The sequence below is a fragment of the Fibrobacter sp. UWB15 genome (genome assembly GCF_900177705.1).
Lineage (GTDB): Bacteria > Fibrobacterota > Fibrobacteria > Fibrobacterales > Fibrobacteraceae > Fibrobacter.
The window spans coordinates 150941-171700 of record NZ_FXBA01000003.1 but is presented as its reverse complement, the minus strand read 5'-3'; the positions used below and the strand labels follow the sequence as shown (position 1 = coordinate 171700).

At 50.1% G+C, this 20760-nt stretch carries 12 protein-coding genes; 6 read left to right on the top strand and 6 right to left on the bottom strand.

Annotated features, from left to right (window positions below; translation table 11 throughout):
* Window positions 1-4: 4 nt before the first annotated feature.
* Window positions 5-1555: a choice-of-anchor I family protein gene (locus B9Y58_RS06930; protein WP_085534862.1), complete on the top strand. Its 1551-nt coding sequence runs from the start codon at window positions 5-7 to the stop codon at window positions 1553-1555.
* Here B9Y58_RS06930 and B9Y58_RS06925 read toward each other — a convergent pair.
* Window positions 1548-4202 carry an ATP-dependent helicase C-terminal domain-containing protein gene (locus tag B9Y58_RS06925; RefSeq protein WP_085534861.1) on the bottom strand — a complete coding sequence of 885 codons (2655 nt, stop codon included), beginning with the start codon at window positions 4200-4202 and terminating at the stop codon, window positions 1548-1550. The two genes, B9Y58_RS06930 and B9Y58_RS06925, sit on opposite strands and share 8 nt — an antisense overlap.
* A gap of 6 nt (window positions 4203-4208) precedes the next feature.
* Window positions 4209-4673 (bottom strand): hypothetical protein, encoded by a 465-nt coding sequence (locus B9Y58_RS06920; protein ID WP_072978211.1) that lies wholly within the window; start codon window positions 4671-4673, stop codon window positions 4209-4211.
* A 105-nt stretch (window positions 4674-4778) separates the two neighbouring features.
* Here B9Y58_RS06920 and B9Y58_RS06915 point away from each other — a divergent pair, with 105 nt between their 5' ends.
* Window positions 4779-6074, top strand: coding sequence for a BamA/TamA family outer membrane protein (locus tag B9Y58_RS06915; protein ID WP_073054982.1), 1296 nt, complete (start codon window positions 4779-4781; stop codon window positions 6072-6074).
* Window positions 6075-6193: 119 nt separating this feature from the next.
* On the top strand, window positions 6194-6784 hold the full coding sequence (locus tag B9Y58_RS06910; RefSeq protein ID WP_073054984.1) for an inorganic diphosphatase: 591 nt from the start codon (window positions 6194-6196) through the stop codon (window positions 6782-6784).
* Window positions 6785-6794: 10 nt separating this feature from the next.
* Here B9Y58_RS06910 and B9Y58_RS06905 read toward each other — a convergent pair whose 3' ends face one another.
* Entirely contained in the window at window positions 6795-7670 is an 876-nt protein-coding gene (locus B9Y58_RS06905; RefSeq protein ID WP_073054986.1) for a radical SAM protein, read from the bottom strand.
* A gap of 118 nt (window positions 7671-7788) precedes the next feature.
* On the opposite strand from B9Y58_RS06905, the gene B9Y58_RS06900 reads away from it, so the two are divergent.
* Together B9Y58_RS06900 and B9Y58_RS06895 are read left to right on the top strand one after the other, a co-directional pair.
* Complete coding sequence (locus B9Y58_RS06900) at window positions 7789-9027, top strand: hypothetical protein (RefSeq protein ID WP_073054988.1); 1239 nt, start codon at window positions 7789-7791, stop codon at window positions 9025-9027.
* Window positions 9027-9398: a hypothetical protein gene (locus B9Y58_RS06895; RefSeq protein ID WP_073054990.1), complete on the top strand. Its 372-nt coding sequence runs from the start codon at window positions 9027-9029 to the stop codon at window positions 9396-9398. Before B9Y58_RS06900 ends, B9Y58_RS06895 begins: the two co-directional genes overlap by 1 nt.
* A 12-nt stretch (window positions 9399-9410) precedes the next feature.
* Here the strand turns inward: B9Y58_RS06895 and B9Y58_RS06890 are convergent, their stop codons facing one another.
* Window positions 9411-10871, bottom strand: a complete 1461-nt coding sequence (locus B9Y58_RS06890) for a putative bifunctional diguanylate cyclase/phosphodiesterase (RefSeq protein WP_073054992.1) — start codon at window positions 10869-10871, stop codon at window positions 9411-9413.
* A 112-nt stretch (window positions 10872-10983) separates the two neighbouring features.
* The gene (locus B9Y58_RS06885; protein WP_073054994.1) at window positions 10984-13272 is read right to left on the bottom strand and encodes a GGDEF and EAL domain-containing protein; all 2289 of its coding nucleotides are present in this window, start codon (window positions 13270-13272) and stop codon (window positions 10984-10986) included.
* Window positions 13273-13444: 172 nt separating this feature from the next.
* Here B9Y58_RS06885 and smc point away from each other — a divergent pair, with 172 nt between their 5' ends.
* A complete protein-coding gene (smc, locus tag B9Y58_RS06880; protein ID WP_073055206.1) occupies window positions 13445-16999 on the top strand; it encodes a chromosome segregation protein SMC in 3555 nt (1184 codons plus the stop codon).
* A gap of 72 nt (window positions 17000-17071) precedes the next feature.
* Here smc and B9Y58_RS06870 read toward each other — a convergent pair whose 3' ends face one another.
* Entirely contained in the window at window positions 17072-20749 is a 3678-nt protein-coding gene (locus B9Y58_RS06870) for a hypothetical protein (protein WP_233247877.1), read from the bottom strand.
* Window positions 20750-20760 lie beyond the last annotated feature (11 nt).

Genomic DNA, 20760 nt, shown 5'->3' with positions numbered 1-20760 from the left:
GTGAATGAATAAGATTCTTTTGAGTGCAAGCCTGCTTTTGTGCGCAGGCTTTTGTTTTGCTAAAAATGCAGTGCCCGCCGGACCGTTCCAGTGGGGGCATACGCTTAAACCGCTTTCGACGACTAAAATGTCTACGGCAGAAATTTCGGCTTATATGCCTGCCAAGAAAAAACTGTTTGTCGTAGGTGATGCTAATGTCGTCGAAGTGGTGGACTTGAGCAATCCGAGCGAAGCCAAAAAGATTTCTGAAGTACAGATTCCGGGTAATGCCTCTAGCGTGACGGTTCATGGCGACTTGGTCGCGGTTAGCATGCTTGAAGTCGAAGAATGGCGCAATGGCCAAGTACAGGTGATGCGTTATACAGACAAACTTGAAGAGCTTGGATTGTATACGGTCTGCAGCCAGCCGGACATGATCAAGTTTACGCCCGATGGCAAGAACTTGCTGGTGGCCTGCGAAGGCTCGCCGAGTACGGATTTCGCGGTAGACCCTGATGGCGGTATTGGATTCTTGACAGTTGCTAAGGCGGACGCCGAATCGTGGAAAACTGCGGAATTTGCGGTGGCAGGATTTGATCATCTCGACACGAATAGACTTAAGAATGCTGGCGTACGTGCTCCCGGAAATCAGGGCTTTCTGAAATCACTGGAACCGGAATACATTACGGTTTCTGACGATTCCAAACTGGCGTGGGTGAGCCTGCAAGAAAATAACGCCATGGCAATCATCGATGTGCCGGCCAAGAAAATCAAGAAGGTGTTCCCGCTGGGTTTTGTAGACCATTCCAGAAACGGTTTTGCAATTGATGCCGTGAGCGACGGAAAGATTGATATCAAGAATTATTACCCGCTGCGTGGGCTTCGCCAGCCTGATGGCATTGCCGCTTTTACGGCAGGCGACAGACACTTTGTGCTGACGGCAAACGAAGGTGCTCCTGTCAATGATTACAAGGCGTGGACCGATGTAACGAGCGTGCAGGAACTTGTGGCACAGGGCCGTTTGGATGAAACCGTGTTTACGGAAAAGATAACGACAGATTTGAAGGATCTTTCTGTCAGCGCGCTGGAGCGTTGCGATGAGGGTAAGTACCGTACCCATAACGGCAAGTGTCCTTACGCCTATACGTTCGGTTCTCGCTCCGTGAGCATTTTTGACGGCGAAACGGGAAAACTGCTCTGGGATTCCGGAGAAATGTTTGAACGTGTTTTGGCAAAAATTGCGCCGGAATACTTTAACTGGAATTCCAAGAAAGGCAAGGCGAAGATGGACAAGCGCAGTTCGGATAAGGGCTGCGAACCCGAGAATGTGACCGTGGGTGAGGTCGATAGACGTCGCTACGCTTTTGTAGGCTTGGAACGTACGAGCGGTGTAGCGGTGTTCGATATTACGGACCCGGAAGCGCCTAAGCTGGTGGATTACTATTTGGATCCGCTAGACCGCGGCCCCGAAGGAATTCTCTTCATTCCTGCTGAAAATAGCCCGATGAAAGGCCAAGCATTACTTGTCGTCGGCTATGAATACAGCAAGACCCTGACGATTTATACAATCAAATAACTGATTCGGGCCACGGGTGCTTGGGGTAGCGGCCTCGCAGTTCCTTGCGCACCTCGGCGTAGGTGTTCTGCCAGAATCCGGTCAAGTCCCATGTCTTTTGAATCGTGCGGAAGTTCGGTGCCAGAATGTCGTACCGGACTTTTAGTTTGCCGTCAGCGATTCTGTGCTCGCCGCGGAGCTGCATCAAGTCTTCGATGCGGGCCGAGATTTCCACAAGAACGCCTTCAATGCTTTGCACGGATTTTCCATCGTCACTGACTGCGACTTCTTGATAGCTGTAGCGGGCGCGTTTGCCGTTCGGGAGCATGTAGTGGTCGGGGAATGTTTTTCCGAGCCATTGCAGCATGGACTTGCCAAAGTATTCTTCGACAATGCTCCTGTAACGGTCTTCGTTAATGTCGCGGAGCAGGAACTTGCCGTCTGCGAATTCATCGAAGATGAGTTCCATGTCTTCTTCGTTGAATTCGGGAAGGCCGTATTCCGGATAGAGCTTGGCTGCAAGACGCATTTTGATGAGCTGCGTTTGCACGGCTTCGGTCAGGAACTTGCCGCTCCAGTTTTCTTTCTCGATTTTTTCGCGCCAGGCATCAACGGTAAGCTTCTTGAGTTCTTCAAGAACTTTAGGCGAAGCTTCTTGTGTGAGGATTTCTTTGCGGGAAAGTTCGGTAGTGGAGCCGTCGGCGTTTTCGGATTCGCTGATTTCGACACCGATGAATCTTTCTTGACCGCTGCGCCACAAGAGTTCGTAGCGGGTCTTGGCACTCTCGCCGCCGAGAAGTTCCTTGGCGATAGGTGCGTATAAATTAACTTTAAGTTCCGATTTGCTACCGCCGCCGGTACGGAGCATGCTGAGGGCGAGAATCGCATAAGGCGGTTCTGCAACTTGCAGGCGAATCACGTTCTGGTTGGCGAGCTTGTAGGCGTTACCGCTCGGAGTAGCGAGCCTGTCCGGGAAAGCCTTGAGAAGGCTATGCGCTATGAGGTCTGAGGTCGGTGCTTCGCACCTTTGGGGTGTGGGGCTTGCAATTTTTTCGCGGTAATCCCGCAGTTGCCGGAGCGTAAAGCTGACTTCGCGGGGAATGTCGCGGCTTTTAGAAAGCGTGTCGCTTGCAAGCGTTAGAATGTCGTAGGCGACTTTGGACTTTTGCAAAAATTCGGTGCCGGAATGAATCCAGGCGAGCGCGGCGAGGAGCAAGTCGGGAAGGTCTTCTTTGTTTTTTGCCGATGCAAGGAGCAGCGCGAGCGGAATGCTGGAAACGGGCATGCGGATAGCCTTGAGGCCAAGTTCGGTGATGGCGCTGTCCTGAAGCATCCCGAAATTTTCAAGGAGTGCTGTCGCCGTCTTTTCGCGGGCTTCCGGAATCGCCGTCGGCAACTCGATCCATGCCCCTCTCTCGTCTAATTCCAACGCTGCTTTCTGCAGAATCAATTCCGAAGGTTCAATCTGCAAGATTTCGGGGACAATTCCTTGCGGCATGCGCTTTTCGGATTCTTCGCTCCAGAGGCGAATCGCGCAGCCGTTCTGCGTTCGGCCGCTACGGCCGCTGCGCTGAATCGCATTCTGCATCGAAATGGGAAGCGTGCGCAGGACGTTCACCTTTTCGCTGTCGTCGTAGATGCTTACACGTTCGATGCCGCTATCGACAACGCCCGTTACATTCGGGACGGTGATGGATGTTTCGGCGATGTTCGTGGTGAAAATCACGCGCGGGCGTTCGGTGACTTCAAAGATGCGGTCTTGCGTTTCGCGGTCTTGGCCTCCGTAGAGTTCCAGGAATTCGGCACAGTTGTTGCCTAATGCTTCGGCGGCGGCGGTGTGGCAGCGGGCGATTTCTGCTTTACCCGGTAAAAATACCAGCGTGGTCTGCCAGATGTTGTTGCGGTAAAGTGTACGGAGCGCCCGCACCACTTCGGCGTCAAGTCCAACACCCGAAACAAGCGAATTCCCCGTGGCAGGTGTTTGGTTGATAATTTGCACGGGGTAGAGCGGGTGACCGAGACTCAGACACTTGACGCCGAGAACCGTTTCGAGTTCGGAACGGTTCAACGCCGCCGACATCACTGCGATACGAGGCCGTTCGGCTCTATTGTTACTAAAGCAATGTGATATCGCCTCACTCTCGCCTTCACGACCAGCTTCCGCTTGGTCGCTCTGGCTCACACGTGGGCCTTTAGGCTTAGATCCTTCGACTTCGCCCTGACGGGCTTCGCTCAGGATGACACTCTTCTCTCGCCTGAAGTACGCGAACAACAAGTCCATGTCGGCTTTGCGTTCGTGGTGTTCGTCGAACACAATCCAGTCGGCGTCCAGCTTGCCGTGCAAGAGCTCTTGCAGAAAGTTACCGTAGGTCTGGAAAAGAATGCGCGTGTCTGCGCTTTTGCAGCTGTCTTGCCTGAACTGGTAGCCGACGGTCTTGCCGCAGGGCTCTCCGTGGAGTTTTGCCGAGAACTGCGCGAGTGCGAGCGCCGCAATGCGGCGGGGCTGCAATACGACCACGCGGCCCTTGCAATGCTTGCTTAAAAAGTAGGGGATGAATAGCGACTTGCCCGAGCCGGTCGGCGCTTCAATCAATAAATTGCGAGAAGCCGCTATCGCGGCTTCCAGTTTGCCTTCTTCTTCGGCGAGTGCTAAGTCTTGATATTGCAAGGAAAATTAACGCGGAAACTTGAGCTTTTCGCCAGTGGCAACGTCGTTGTAAGGCTTTTTGCCTTCGTGGAACTTCTGGTTGATGACCAGGTTGTCAATACGGCGACGCAGGCCCTGTTCGGTCTTGCAGAAGAAATAGGCGACCTTGTTGGTGCCGGGCACCAGGAACATGGCGAGCTTGTACTTCTGGGACACAGCGCGGCGGAAGAACTTGAGGTCTTCTTTCTTGGGAACCACGAGGTGTGAGCCTTCCTTGACTTCGCAAATCATGTCGGCATCGGCCAAGAGGGCGCGGGACTTCTGCTTGAGGGCGGCAAAGTTGGGTTCGGTGTTCTTCTTGATGGTTTCAAGGCTGAATGCACCACCGCCTTCCTTGAGAGCCTTGCGGACACCGCGGAAAGCGAACACGCCGAGCACGATCAGGACAAGGGCAACAATGAATGGCCAATAGTTGGCGAGAAAATCTAACATAAAAACCTCTTTTCTTTACGAAAGAAAATATAGAAAAATAAATGATTTATGCGGGAGGGGCCCCGGCTCGGAGTTTTTTCTATATTCGTATTTGTGTTAAGTCTTTTGAAACGATGTCTTTTTACATGTGCTGTAACGGCGCTTTTTTCGGGCGCAGCCTTTGCTGATGTTGCGGCTTGTCCTGATGGTACGGTCATTTCGTCTATTCAGTACGAAGGACTGGAGCATACCAAGAAACGCGTGGTGGATCGCGAACTGTTGAATAAGGCGGGGGAGACGTTCTCTGCCGAAAAGTTTGAACTTGAAAAGCGCCGCCTGCAAGACCTGGACTTGTTTACGAGTGTCTCGGCTAGGTGTGATGGCGGAACTCTGACATACTCGTTCGTGGAAATCTTCCGTTGGATTCCCGCTCCGGCAGGTAAAACGACTGACCGCGACGGCCTGATGCTTGGCGTTGCGCTTGCGAACCTGAATGTGCTTGGCGAAGATATCCGTGCCGAGGTCCAGTATCGTACGGCCCTGGATCCGCTTTTCGACAAGAATGAATATGCGGTTTATGTCAGTTCGCCTTATTTGTTCGGGCTCCCGCTCGGCTGGAATTTTGAATTCCTCGTGACCGACAGTTACGACGATATTCACGATTTTGAAGAAAAGAGCATCTTGGTGGATCTTGATTTGGACTACAAGATTTTACCGCACCTTTCGCTTTTGTGGACTGCGGCTGGCCGCGACTTGCAAGATGCCGCCTTCTTGCCGGAACTGGGGATGGGATTTGCCTTTGATTACCGCGACTCTAAGTTGGATACCCGCAAGGGAGTTTACTTTGAATACATGCTTACTCACGTAGGCGAAGGCGACGATAGCGATTCCAATTGCCTTGTTGAGGAAGATTCTAGCTGCAAGGGGATGGGGGGCGAAAACTTCTGGGAGCTCCTGACGGATGCCCGAGCCTATTATACGGTGAGTCGCTTTGTGACGGGGGCGACGGCGCTGGTGCGCTACCGCCCGGGTGATGTGGAATTCTATGATTATTTTTCGCATGGTGGCGTGAATAGTTATCGAGGCCGTTATGCCGATGGCGAACGCTTGGGCGTGCATGAGGCTTTGCTCAACTTGGAAGAACGCTTTATCTTGCTAGACCGTCAGCCGGCGAGTATCGCGGGCGTGAATTTCTTCTATGGTCTGCAACTGGTGGCTGGCTTTGACGGTAGCCTGTTGTGGGATTCTGGCCGCCCTGGTTGGGAAAATTACGAAGGAGCCGTTTACGGCGGCGTTCATCTAGTGGTGCCTGCGGTAGACCGCTTGCGTTTCGAGGTGGGGTATAGTCCCGATAGGGGGAAACCCAAGTTCTTCTTTGGCATGATTGAAAAGGTTTCGACATCTCGCTGGCGCAGTAGATGACCATTTCCGACGCAAATAAAGTAAACAACCCTTTACAAATTTCTAATAAATACTAAATTAGGACTCATATTTATAATAAAAAGATAATATGGGCTCAAAGTGGGCCTTTTGGAGTATAAATGGCAATTAACTATCTGGATCTTCCGATTGGTCGCAAGTACCCGTTTGAAGTGGACTGCGTCGTGGAAATCGGCAAGGACACTAACCTCAAGTACGAATATGATGAACGCCTGCATGTGTTCCGCCTGGACCGCTGCTTGCTCAGTTCCATGAGCTATCCCTGTACTTATGGCTTTATCCCGAGTACCAAGGCTGACGATGGCGACGCTATCGATATGCTGATTTATAGCCCGGCTTCGATGATGACGGGGACGGTTTGCACCTGCCGCGTGATTGGTGCGCTTGACATGACCGACGGCGGTCGCAAGGACTATAAGGTCTTGGGCGTGCCCGTGTTCAATCCGCGCCCGATCAAGGACATTACCGATGTGGACCAGATGTTTCTGCGCATTACGCGTAACTTCTTCCAGAACTACAAGGAACTGGAAGGCAAGGACGTTCAGATTGGCGAATGGCAGAATGCCGCCTTTGCCCGTGAAAAGGTGATTGCCGCACACAAGGCCTACTTCCAGATGCAGGTTCAGGTACCTGAAACTTGCTACCAGGAACCGGAAAGTGTCGACCACTTGCCGCCAGACGAACTGATTTAATTTTTATCAATTAAAAGCATCTTACTTTCACCGGCAATGCGTCGGTGATTTTTGTTTTGACGCTTTCCAGGAATTCCTTGGGCAAGGGTTCTATGCCCTTTAGCAAGGTGTCGCGGATAACTGTGTACAGCTGGATTTCAACAAGGTGGTCCGGGCTTGCGGAATGAATAGCAGCCAGGTTTTCGATGTAGCGCTCGATTTCCTGGTCACTCGGAATTTCGCCTTGCAAGTCGCAGAGCATGGTCTGGATGCAAATCGGATAAATCTTGATCGTCTTAGTTAGGTTGTCTAAAATCTTGGATAAATGCAGGGGAGAACGGTTCATTTTCTTGAACCATTTTTCGGTGCCGGCGTCAAGCTTTGCCCAGATTTCGCCTTCACTTGCCAGCAGGTGAGAAAGCCCAAGTTCTACCGCAGGGCTTTCGAGATGGCTAGCGTTTGTTATGAGACGCAACTTAAAAGCACCTAGCTTTGGCGTGTATTCCTCTTGAATTTTGCGCATACGCTGGCAAATTTCCGGGAATTCCTTGACGATTGTGGATTCGCCGTCGCCCGAAAGGCAAATGTCCTTGAGTTGCTTGTTCTGCTCGGGTACGTTTTCGAATGCCTTGCACTTGAAAAATTCACCCGATTCGTAGTAGTTGAGAAAATTGCGCAGTTCGCGTTCCACGGCATCGATGTCGACGGGAATGCGCTTGTGGCCCTCTTGCGGGCCGCTCTGGCAATAGGCGCATGAAAAAGAACAGTGGTGGTCGGGGTTTAAGTTGATGCCCAAAGAAAGACCGCCTGCACGACGGCTAATCACCGGGTACACCCAGGTGTTGTTTTCCCATTCGCGGGGGTGGCTGCTCCACGCAGCAATTAATGCCTTTTCCTGTTCATTCATGCGTCCAAATATAGCAATAAGCGTTATAAACTAGAACTATAACTGGCAATGCTAAATGTGAGATTCTCTCATTCCACATCACACATTACACATCACACATTTTTACTACATTTCACGTATGCAGTTTGTATTGAAGTCCGCTTTGATTTCGCTTGTGCTTGTCGGGGTTGTTTTGGCCGACGGCATCAAGCCATACGCCCTCGCCAACGACGGAGCGGTGACTCGCGACCGTCACCTTTCCGAAATCAGCGATATTATGCGCGGTGGGCGAGGCGGCTATATCGACTTTGGATTTTACTATACGCCGAGCCGTGAACAGTTGCCCTTGGAAAGTCTGTATGGCGAACACGACGGCTTTGCTTTCAATCATCATTTTGCGGCCTTTGGCGCAGGCGAAGTGGCTAAAAACCGCCACATGGGTGCGCTCCTCTGGTTTGACCGTTCCGGCTGGGATGGCGAAGACTTCTTCCTTTTCCCGCAGTATAACGATTTCGGCCTGCAACGCTCGGTTGTTACCTGGGGCTTAACCTTTACAGATGCCCGTATGAATTGGACTCTTGCAGCCGGTATGCAGCACCAGAATCTGGAACATCGCGGCAAGATTTACCCGTACGAAAGCGACTCCCTGGCTTACAGCTGGGCTCATTTGCGCTTTAGCAAGTTGAGCGCCCAGGCGAATTTCTACCGCACCGATTGGCGTCTGTTCCGTGTTTCGCTTGACTTGGAAAGCCGCGCTATTTACGGTGGCCGAAAGTCCGGCCCGCTTACGTACTTGCCGAACGTGTCGCTTTCCATGTACAATACCGACGACGAAAGCGATTTAGATTCTATGCGAATTACCTGGGAGCAGAACTTGTATGCCCAGCAGCTTTATGCCGAAGTTTCGGCAGATTTGATGAGCGATAGCTGGTTCCACAGCGCAGCCCTCAAGTTTTACCCGGACCCTTCCCGCATGATCGGTTTCGAGGCGACATGCCTGCGTCGTGACAAGAGGAAGGTTGAAGAAGATAGAGTGGAAGTTGAAGACGATTGGTTATGGGGTGGTGCAATCGACTTGCTGTTTGCCCGTTTTGCCTACAATGCCGCTTACGATTACGACAACTTCTTTGGCGCGAAGGGAACCTTCCTTGTGGAATTCAAGTTTAACTTGACGACGATTGATGGCTGGCTGTTCAATCGCGGTGCCGCTCGCAGTGCACCGATGGAAACCGATATCATCAAACAGTACGACAAGAAAACGGATTCCGGCGAAATTACTCCGATAGGTGCTGGCAAGGGTGCTCCCAAGACGATTGAAGCCAAGGGAATCCGTTACGAAAAGGCGGAAAATACGGGCTCTGCTGAAGGAGGTAACTAATGAAAGCGGCAATGAAAAAAGTGTCTTTGCTTGCAGGAATGGTTTCTTGCTGTGCCATGCTTTCGGGCTGCCTTACGCATTGGGCCGTGGATTCCACCACAAGACTCCAGGTAGAAAACAGGACTAGTCAGACGATTGTCGAAATCGGTATTGTTTCTGAAGACGGCTCTGCTTACAGGATTTGGATTCAAGATACGATCCCAGCTGGCGGAAAGAGTCTCGTGTACGAAGCGGACTGGGTTGGAACCTTCACGATGCAAGTCAATACGACCGAATCTTCTTTCCGGTTCGACAATATCGAGCTTGAGGGCGGAAGCGAGTACATGGTGCTTACGGATAGCACCGACGGCTTGCATTACAGATTCCGCTAATCAAATAGTCGGCTAGGCGACTTTAGGTTCGCAGATTTTTTCAAATTCGTCCACGGTCATGGGCTTTGCAAAGAAGTAGCCTTGGAACAGGTTGCAGCCCATTTGACTCAGCATGTTGTACTGGTCTTCGGTTTCCACACCTTCGGTAAGCGACGAAAGTCCCAAATCGCCCGAGAGCTTGAGTACGTTGCGCAAGATGATTTCTGCCTTTTGACTGTTCTTGGAACTGCTTAAGAACTTCATGTCGATTTTCAGGACATCGAGCGGCATGTCCTTGAGCTGGTTCAGCGAAGAATAGCCGCTACCAAAGTCGTCCATCTCGACGATAAATCCCGATTCGCGGAAACGATTTAGGATGGCCATGCGGTTTTCCACTTCGGTCATCATCACGGTTTCGGTAATTTCAATGCGCAGACGTGAAGGTTCAATTTTGAATTCTTCGATCAATGCGTTGACTTCGGCGAAAACGTCCATGAACAGGAAATCTTTCGGCGAAATATTGATAGAAATAAACAGGTGGGATTTTTCTCCGGTCCAGGTAGAAAGTATTTCGCAGGCGCTTCGCCAAATATACTTGTCCAGGTCGGCAATCATGCCGTTTTTTTCGAATGTCGGAATAAAAGCTTCGGGGTGCAAGAAGCCTTTCTTTGGGTGGTCCCAGCGGATAAGTGCTTCGGCTCCGATAATAGTCCCGTTACTGTCGACAATGGGTTGCAGGTAGGGGCGCACCTGTTTTTCTTCGATCGCTTTTTCGATTTGGGCAGAAATCATCTGGTCCCACATCACCTGGTTGCGCATTTTGTCATCGTAAAAGGCGATGTGCTTGTTGTATTCGTTCTTGACAGAGGTGAGGGCGAGTTGAGCACGGTCGAACATGATCGATACGCCGATGTTTCGCTCGGTAATCTTGTAGATGCCCATGTGCATCAAAATGCGGTGCTCGATGGAACCGTTAGAAATAACGTAGCGGGAAAAGCGGCGTTCCAGTTGTTGCAAGTTCGCGTCCCCAGCCGGCAGGCAAATGCCGAAATCGTCACCGCCCAGGCGCCCAAAGACCCATTCCTTTGTTGAATTTTCGCGAAGCCAGGAGGCTACTTTCAGCAATACGCTGTCGCCCATGTCGCTGCCGAAGATGTCGTTGACGATTTTAAAGTCCTTGATATCAAAATAAGCAACCCAATATTGCACATCGGGGTTCTTGGCGATGGTGTCCTTGATTTTTTGAAAAAGAGCTTCCTTGGTATATAATCCGGTCAGCTTGTCGTGGGTGACGTTGTAGATTTCCTGCTGGCGTTTGATAACCTTTTCTTTGGCAACCGAAGCTTCTTGCTGAAGTTTTTCAATGCGTAAAATGGCAATGATGATTAAAAATGTAGCTAAAAGATCAAGCAGAATATAGTTTCCAACAAACAGTTGGAGTACCAAAAGCCCTGTAGCCAAGAAAAGAAACGTAAACGATAAAATCTTACTCATAGATGTTTTTTACTTTGTTCTATGAGAAGAATATAGACTAATAAAGTAAATTTGTTTGTTACATTTTTCTGTTCTAAAAGTTATTTAATTTGTTTTATACGAACAAATTCATCTATCTGGTGCTTTTTTGGTCGTTATAGAGTTTTTCATAATCTGTAATGGATATGGGCTTGGCGAAATAGTAACCCTGGAACAAATTACAACCCATATCGCTCAATTTCTTGTACTGATCTTCGGTTTCTACGCCTTCGGTAAGCGAGAAAAGTCCTAAGTCGTTGGAAAGTCTGAGTATATTGCGCAGAATGGTTTCTGCCTTGTTGTTGTCTTGGGCCTTGCTCAAGAACTTCATGTCGATTTTCAGGACGTCGAGCGGCATGTCCTTGAGCTGGTTCAGCGAAGAATAACCGCTTCCGAAATCGTCCATTTCTACAATGAATCCGGATTCGCGGAACTTGCTCAAAATGGCTATACGGCTTTCGGCGTCAGTCATCATCACGGTTTCGGTGATTTCGATTCGCAGGCGCGAGGGGTCGATCTTGAATTCGTCTACCAAGTTCTTGATTTCTGCGTAGACATCCATGAAGTAGAAGTCCTTGGGCGAAATATTCACCGAAATAAAGAGCTTCGCTTTTTCGTCAGTCCAAGAAGACAGAATCTCGCAGGCGCAGCGCCAAATGTACTTGTCCACTTCGGCGATCATGCCGTTCTTTTCGAATGTGGGAATAAACGTGAACGGAGGGAGGAATCCTTCAGTGGGGTGAAGCCAACGAACCAAGGCCTCGGCCCCGATGATAGAGCCGTTTATATCTACGATGGGCTGCAAGTAAGGTACGATATGGCGTTGCTTGAGGGCTCCTTCGAGTTCCGCAGAAATTTTCTGGCTCCAAAGCACCTGGTCACGCATTTTGTCGTCGTATATGGCGATATGTGTGTTGTATTCGTTCTTGATGCTTGTTTGGGCGAGGTGCGCACGGTCGAACATGATCGATACGTCTACGTTTGGGTCTATCACATTGTAAATGCCTACGTGCATCAAAATATGCTGGTCGATTGAACCGTTGGAAATCGTAAATGAGGAAAGTTTTTGTTCGACTTTCGGCAGACTGACTGTGTCTGTTGGGAAGCAGATTCCGAATGCGTCACCTCCAATGCGCCCGTAGCTCCAGTCGTCACATGCGTTTTCTCTGATCCAGTTTGCGACTCTCACGAGTACGCTGTCGCCGACGTCTTTACCGAAGATGTCGTTGACCATTTTGAAGTCTTTGATATCAAAGTAGGCGATGGAATAGGATGAGTCCTTGTCGTTTGTGATCCTGTTCTTGATGACGTTGAACAAGTGTTCCTTGGTGAACAGTCCCGTGAGCTTGTCGTGGGTGGCTTCGTAGATTTCCTGTTGCTGGCGATGGACTTCCGGGGTGTTGTCCAGGATAGTGAGGAATGATCCGATCTTCTTGCCGTTGGGCTCTATTACATTATGCTTTTTAAGAGCGAAGAATCGTGCACTTTTGCCCGAACCGATAGACTGCTTCGAGGACCAGTCGTCCATTCCTTCGCCGAGGTCGTCGAACATGGCGGCTAGGCGGTGGTGGACGCTGTCGAGTTTGTCGGAGTTGATTTGCAACAGGCTGCTTGCGTTTTCATTCACCCAAATGCATCGGTTACCGGCGTCAAAGAACAAGACGGATTCCGGTATTTTGGAGGCGATATTTGCAAGCATTCGGTCCAAAAGCCTGAACGGCCTGTAGAATAGCGAAAAATAAAAGACGAAAAAGGCACAAACGGCGAGGGCGAGCATCGAACGATCGATGGGTGTTCTGGAGAAAATATAGTAGGACTGCCCCAAACCTGCCAAGATCATGGTAAAGAGGATGACGTAGTATTTTTCGGCGTAAATGCGGGGAACCCGTATGGCCTTGATTAGGAAAATAGCCAGGCAGGTGATGAATGCAATATAGACGACGATGCGGTGAATGTTCTGCCCAATATAAGGAACGAGCCTGTAGTAGGGCGAACCGTCTACCATAATGGCTTCCATGCCAAAGGCGTGCCCGAAGAAGGGGTTAAAGAAGAATTGGATAATGTCCAGGGTGAGAATCGTGTATAAGATATAGCACTTTTTGCGGTGAGCGTTAAAAGAAATGTTGCAGTAGGATAACGTGAAGTCGAATAGCGTGAATGACATCAGGTCCATGCCGATGAAGTAAGTGTAGCTACCAAGGGTGGACAAAAGTTCGTTTTTAGAAAGAACAAGGATCAGGTTTCCGACAATTGGAATGATAAATGAGTATTCGAGATAAGAAACAGATAAAGCGACGGTCTTTTTCGAACGTCGCGAAATCATTCCGAAAATTACCAGAAGGACGATAAGTACGGAATAGATGATTGCAAAAGTTAGTCTCATGAATAAAGTAATCCTTTGTATCCTAATATATTTATTAAATGATAATATTTTCATTTTTTTACTGAAAAGATAGTCCAAGTTGGAATACTCTTATGAACGAACTCCGTTTTTGGGCTTTTTTGCTTGTTTTTGCCCATTTATAGAGAAAATCATTTTTATCTTTCGCCTTGAAGTGCAGATTACAAAACTAAAGATTTTTGGCTTTAAGTCCTTTGCCCAGAGGACCGAAATCAACTTCCCGACGAAGGGTCTCACCGCCGTGGTGGGTCCGAACGGGTGCGGTAAGTCGAACATTACCGACGCTATCCGCTGGGTTCTGGGCGAACAGAAGGCTGCATCGCTCCGTATGAGCAAGATGCAGGACGTGATTTTTAGCGGTACCGAAGAACGTGCCGCCATGAGCCTTGCCGAAGTTTCTATTGTCATCGATAACAGCGACGGCACCCTGAATTCTGAATATTCCGAAGTGATTGTGACCCGCCGCGTGCATCGTGACGGTTCGGGCGAATACCTGATTAACAACCAGGAATGCCGCCTGCGCGATGTGCATGCCTTGCTTTTTGACTCGGGTCTCGGTTCCAGCACCTATTCGCAGATGAACGCCGACATGATCAAGGCGGTTCTTTCTGACAAGGCCGACGACCGCCGCGTGCTGTTCGAAGAAGCCGCCGGCGTGAGCAAGTACAAGCAACAGCGCAAGGAAACCCGCCGCCAGCTTGAACGCGTGCAGATGGACATGGAACGTGTCGAAGACAACCTGCGCAGCGTGCGCCGTTCCGTAAAGCTGTACGAAACCCAGGCCGAAAAGGTCAACGAATTTAAGCGCCTCAGCAAGCGCCTGCGCGAACTGGACCTCTCGGTCAGTATCGACAAGTTTGACGACATGAAAGAGGGGCTTGCTACCCTCGATACCGCGACCCGCCGTCTGAACCACGATGTGGAAAATTCGAAGACGAATGCGACGGTGTTGCAGGCAAAGATTGACGAAAAGAAGCTGTTGATTGCCGAAGACGAAAACGCCTACCGCGACCTGGAACGCGAGGTGCAGAAGGCGACCATCGAGCTCAACGACTTGAATAACAGCATGGGCCGCATTCGCGACGTGATTTCGAACTTGGAAGCCGCGAACGAAAAGTCCCAGGAAGAAATTGACCGCAACACGGGCAAGGTGCAGGAACTCCTTTCTGAACGCGCCCGTTTGGAAGAAGAAAATGCGGTGCTCAGTTCCGACAGCGACGTGGACGAAATGAACGCGCTGCTGGAACGCGAACGCGAAATTTTACAGGTCATGCGCGACAAAGTGGATGACCTGCGTACCCAGTCAAGGGAACTTGCGAACGAACGCCTGCAGAAGACGAACCAGGTGAACTCCCTCAAGAGCCGTTTCGAGCGTATGGACGCCGAATCGGGGCTGTTGCAGGCGAACCTCGCCAAGTGGCGTAGCGAAATGGAACAGGTGCAGTCGCAGAAGGCGAGCGCCGAATCGGCCTTGGCCGATATTAACGCTGGCCTTGAAGCCGCCGATGCCGACCTGGAGCGCCTCACGGAACAGCGCTCGACGCGCGAAGAGCGACTCGATGCCGAACGCGCCGACTTGCTCGAAGCCCAGAAGAAACTGCAGGAACTGAAGAACGAGGTGGCAAGGCTCACCTCTAGAATTGACGTTTTACAGAGCGTTGCCAACGAGGGCACTGACGCTAGCCGCTGGCTCATGGAGCATAAGGCGGACCTGGTGGGCGGGCTCCTGTCGGAACGTATCGAAGCTGCTCCCGAATATGCAGCGCAGGTGGAGGCCGCCCTCGGTGACTTGATGGATGCCGTGGTCGTTGCCTCGGATGACGCGGCGATTGCCGCGGTGGATGCCATGAAGGGCGAAAACGTCGGCAAGGCGGTGCTCGCGCTGGTGGGTGCCGGTGCTGAACCCTATTCCGGCACGCTCCAGGGCGACGGTGTAACGGGTTGCCTTAAAGATTACGTGACTGCCGACGAACAGATTGCAGGCTGGCTCAAGGCGCTGCTTTCTCGTTACTTTGTCGTAGATTCTCTCTCGACGGCGGTGCGCCTTGCGCGAGCCATGCGCGGCGAAGACCTCTGCTTTGTGGCGCCCGAAGGCATTGTGCGTACGAGCGGCCTGATGAGCAGCGGTACGGCGACTTCCGGAACGCTCAGTCGCAAGAACGAAATTGCCGAGGCGAACAGCCTGTTGGAAGGCGTAAACCTCGAAGTGGCTCAGGCCGAAGAAGAAATTGGCCGCTTGCAGGATTTGGTCGACGAAGACACGCAGATGCTTGCCTCGTTGGTCGACGAAATCCGCGAAAAAGAAGACATGAAGCGCGGCGGCAACGCCGGCATTTCGATCCAGAATAACATTATCGCCGGCTGCGACCGCAGACTTGCGCAGTTGCAGGGCGAAATGCAGAACGCCGAATCCAAGATTCAGGCGGCGGAAGCCTCTAAGAACAGCGACCAGGAACTCATGGACGCCCAGGCTTCTCTCGAAAAGATCGAAGAAGAATATTCCCGCGTGAACGACGAACTTAGCGAACAGGATACGATGTTCCGCGAAAAGGAAGAAGATGTCCGCGAACTGGAGCGCAGCGCTCAGGACAAGACTGCAAAGCTCACGCAGAATACGAACCGCCTGAACTACATCGCCGAACAGGTGGAATTCCTGGAAAACGCGATTCAGGGCCGTAAGGCAGAAATTGAAAAGAACCAGGCCGCCATCCAGAAAAACGAGGAAGACGGCAGGGGAGTCGCTGACCAGGTGCAGAGCAAGGATTCCGCCTTGCGCGAACTGGAAAACCAGCGCGACCTAGCCCGCGAAAAGTACGAACTTGTTTCGGGCGACCTCGAAGAATGGCGTAGCGAAGTCAACCGCCTCCGCGACGACATGATCGAGAAGATGAAGGAATTGAACGATGTGGGCCGCAGGCAGGAAGCCTTGCAGGCAAACCTTGACCGCCTCACCGAACGTATCACCAACGAATACAGCGTTGACCTTGCGAACCCCGAAGACGTGGAACGCGTCGAGTATTCGCAGCCCGAAGCCGATCGTGAAATCCGCGAACTCCGCGGAAAGATTAAGGAACTTGGCCCCATCAACGTGAACGTGATGGAAGATTACGAAGACGAAAAGAAGCGTCTTCTGGAAGTCGAAGCGCAGTTCGACGACTTGGATCGCGCACGCGCCTCGCTCGACCGCACCATCACCAAGCTCGACGACATTGCCCGCAGCCGTTACCTCGATACGTTTGCCCGCATCCAGAAAAACTTCCAGTTCGTGTTCAGTAAGCTGTTCCTGAACGGCGAAACCAAGATGAGCCTTGTCGAAAAGGTGGACGAAATGGGCAAGCCCATGGATATCCTCGACGCCGACATCGAAATCAACGTGCGCCCGACGGGTAAGAAGATGCGCGGTATCAAGGCGCTTTCCGGTGGTGAACACGCCCTGACTGCAACGGCCTTGCTGTTCGCCATCTACATGGAAAAGCCGTCGCCGTACTGCGTGCTGGACGAAGTCGACGGCCCGCTCGATGACGCTAACGTGGGCCGCTTTATGGCGCTGCTCCGCGAATTCAGCAAGCAGACCTTGTTCATCGTGGTGACGCATAACAAGCGTACCATGGCCGAAGCCGACATGCTCTACGGTGTGACGCAGGAAATCAAGGGTATTTCTCGCATCGCGAGTGTGCAGCTCGCCGACGCGACTAAATTTGCAATTTAATCTTTTGCTCGGTTCGTCCGAGCTTTTCTCTTATAAAAAACATCCCCGCATTTGCGGGGATGTTTTCATGTTCTAGTACAAACCGGTAAGGATCCATTTCCTGGAACTTTCGTAATACTTATAAATGCCAAATTCAAATACGCAGAACCCATCATGATTCGGGTTAAACGCATTGCAATATTCTTCTGCAGTTTTTGCTTTCTTATAACCTTGTTCTGTATTTACATAGTATTCCGTTTGTTCGTAATACTTAAGAGTTGATGCCTCCAAATCATCACCTACGTGTTTTGGAAATTCACAGGCGTAACCTGTAGAATGTTTATCGCAATATTCTGCCACAGATTGCCACGCGCTATCCAATTTGACGAAAGACTCGGTACCGACATAGCAGATTTTCTTGTCGGTTTCCGTTTGACATTCAAGACGTCCACCACAGTGAGACATACTAGAAGAACTAAACGGATAGTCAAGATACCCACCGTAAGTCAAATTTTCACCATGAGTTTCGCAGTACTCATCAGAAGTAATCCACTGATACATGGATGATTCATCCTTGTACGCACAGACATAGATTACGCTTTCTTTGGTAACAGTTGCATCTTCGTTATCTCTGTTGCAAATCTGGTCGAGAGCAATGTCTGTGGAGGCGTCAACCCACTTACCATAGTCATTTACGACTTCTTTAGCTATAGAGCACTTGAAACTGTGGCTTTCGCCATCCTTGAGGGTTTCGCTCTTAATGTCTGCAATGTTTTTAGTATTACCTCTATCGGTATCGCAATAACCAAACTTGGCGTTAAGGTACTCATTTTCATCAATTTCTAGCCAATCTGTGGAGGAAGAACTTACGGGGATTCCTTCTGCGTTACCATTACTAAGACATTCATAGTATGCGTCACCGACTATAGCGGCATCTTTTTTTCGATTTCTCGTGCAAATTCCAAGCGTTGCGTTTTCATCCAAATCGCTAGCCTTAACCCAAGAGTATCCGCTGGAATAACCTCCAGAAATGTAGTTACACTTGTATTTTTTCCCTTCGTAAACAGCTACTTTGGTTTGTTTTTTCATCTTATCTTCATCGCATTCGCCATAGATATCCTCAAAGCTAAGTTCACGCCATTCATGGATATGGTTACCGTCGTTGTCTGTATATTCAGAATTTTCTTCACAAACATATTCATAACCGGATTCAGTAACCACTTTTTCATTGACATAGCCATAATGGCAAGCTTTACGTAAATCAAAGTCAACTTTAGCTGTAGAAACCCATTCGTATTTTTCCTGTTTATCAAGGTAATCGCACTTATAATGTTCGGAACCATTTTCTTCCTTGACGACTCCCTTTTCCATCACGGCTTTTGAGCATGTTCCATATTTCTCGTCATGATCATCTTTCTCTCTCCATTTGGAGCCGTCGCATACAAAGGTCTTTTTGCTCGTTGTCGTGGCAAGTTCCGCATTCCTGATGTCGAACAGCTTTTCTTTGCCTTCGTCTACAGTAGCGCTGCATTCACCGAGGTAAAGCTTGGATTCCGGATTGTTGGCCAGTTCTTCCGGGGTCATGCCGTCCTGTTCAGAATATTCACCGGAAGAGCTCGATTCACCGGAAGAGCTCGAAGAGCTCGGAATACCAGGCACAAGATCATCGCAAGTAGAAGAATTACATTCGCACTCATACTCTTGAATTTTCCCGTCAAAGAACGCCGATCCCTTATCGCCTTTGTTTCGGCCCAAGCATACATTGTCAGTATATTGCCAGCCACAGTTTTCATCGTTGCATACACAAACGGCATTATCATCAAGACCTTCAAAGCTATAGAAGAAGGTCGAATTAACAGCGTCAGCATCGCAAACTTTTTCCACCGTTGCAACACCTGCAGCCCAAAGTGTTACAGGATACCAACCTTGTTCGTTTTCGATATATTCAAAGTAATGGAAATATCCCCCTTTGACATCAGACTTATATACCTTGCTGCTATAGCCAGACGGATCATTGAAATCCTTTGCGTCTTCGACTTTAAGCTTATAGGCTTCCACAAATCCATTCTGCAAAATCTTGTAATAGACGGCATCCGTACCACTCCAGACATTCGTTTCAGCAGTGGAGTCGCCATGCTGCATTTGGTTCCACTTGAAGAAGTTTGCGTCAATAAGCAAAGCGAGGTAGTCTACAAAGAACATGCTGTGTTCCTTGCCTGCGTAAGTCGTATTGACGGCGGTGTTAAAGTTGCCGTTTTCGGCAAAGACATTGCGGAAAGCGTTATAGACCGAGTTAAAACCCGGAGTCTTGTCCTTTTGGTCAATGAGGGCCATTACCCACACGATGCTGTTGAAGTTTTCGGCCAGGCCAATCTGATCGGGGGCATAATGTTCGAAAGACGGATATTCTTCGCTGTTTTCCAAATAAAGGGCACCGGCAAGTTCCTTGTTTGCCTGCTCGTTTGCAACACCAAAACCGTTACCATCGTCAACCAACTTCTTTACGCGGGCGGCCTTGTAGTCGGTCAAGAAGTCGATGACAACCGTATCGGACGCATCGGACAAGTCTGCATAGGCGTTGTAAATGACATCCGTTGCGTTCGAGCCAAATCCGCCAAAGGCGCCGAAAGCGTTGTTGGTCAAGTTCAGCTTGACACGGAACTTCACAACCGGGGTCGTAAGGTTCGTGATGTCGAGATCCCCTTCGAGGCGTGCAACCTTGTATTCCACCGTCTTTTCGTTAGTTTCTTCGATTGTCACAAAGGATTTATTGGCAGAGGCGAACAAGTCCTGCATAAACACCTTGCCGCTCGGGGCGAACTTTTCGTCAAGGTCCGTCACGGTAAGTTCTGCATTGTCGCCACCCTTGAGGTTCTTCCAGATTTCCTCGTAGATGTCATCGGTTTTTGTTTCTTTATTGGCCTGCACCGGGAAACGCACGACAACATGCTTCTTGTACACCTTGGCGAGGTTCTCGTTCACGGGCATGAACGGGATTTCCATCTTGGTTTCGGCTTCGCCGCAACGGATTGTCACGGTGATGATAGCCGTTTCGTCGTTGCGTTCCGTATTGACGATGGCGCAAGACTTGTTTTCAAGTTCTGCATTCCAGCTACTGTAGGCGTCGTTGAACCTGTTGTCGATATCTTCGCCGAACTTGTCCGTTGCAGAGCTCAAGTTCTTGAGGGCGTCTTCGATGTCCTTCAGACTTTGTGTAGAGGCGCTGCTCAGGCTCTTGATGGCCTCGTCAATTTCCGTTTGGTTTTTGCTGGAAAAACCGCTCAAAGCGTCTTTAATGGACTGGTTGATGGCTGCGGTATCAGCGCTTATGCCGTCCTTACCGTTAGTACCGTTCGTACCGTTTTTACCATTCGTGCCATTGGAGCCGTTCGTACCGTCGGTACCATCCTTGCCATCGATGCCGTTTTTACCGTCTGCGCCGTCTTTGCCGTTATTGATAATTCCGATGGTATCGCCGTCGCAAATAATGGCAAAGCCGGACTTGTCCTTTAATTCCTTGGATTCGCAGCGATACTGGATGGCTTCCTGGTCGTTCATGGCAATCCATTCGCCTTCGGAACAGATGTACATCGTGGCTTTGGGCTTCACGAAGTTCATGGTTCCTTCGGTTTTGTCGTTACAGTCTTCTGGATCTAGGGAACTGACGATACTGAGGTTGTCGTTAGTGATAGTTTCTTCGTTGCTACAAGATGTAACACTGATTGCAAATGCTGCGCACAATGCAGCTGTTGAAAGGTGTTTAAAATTCACCTTATTCTCCT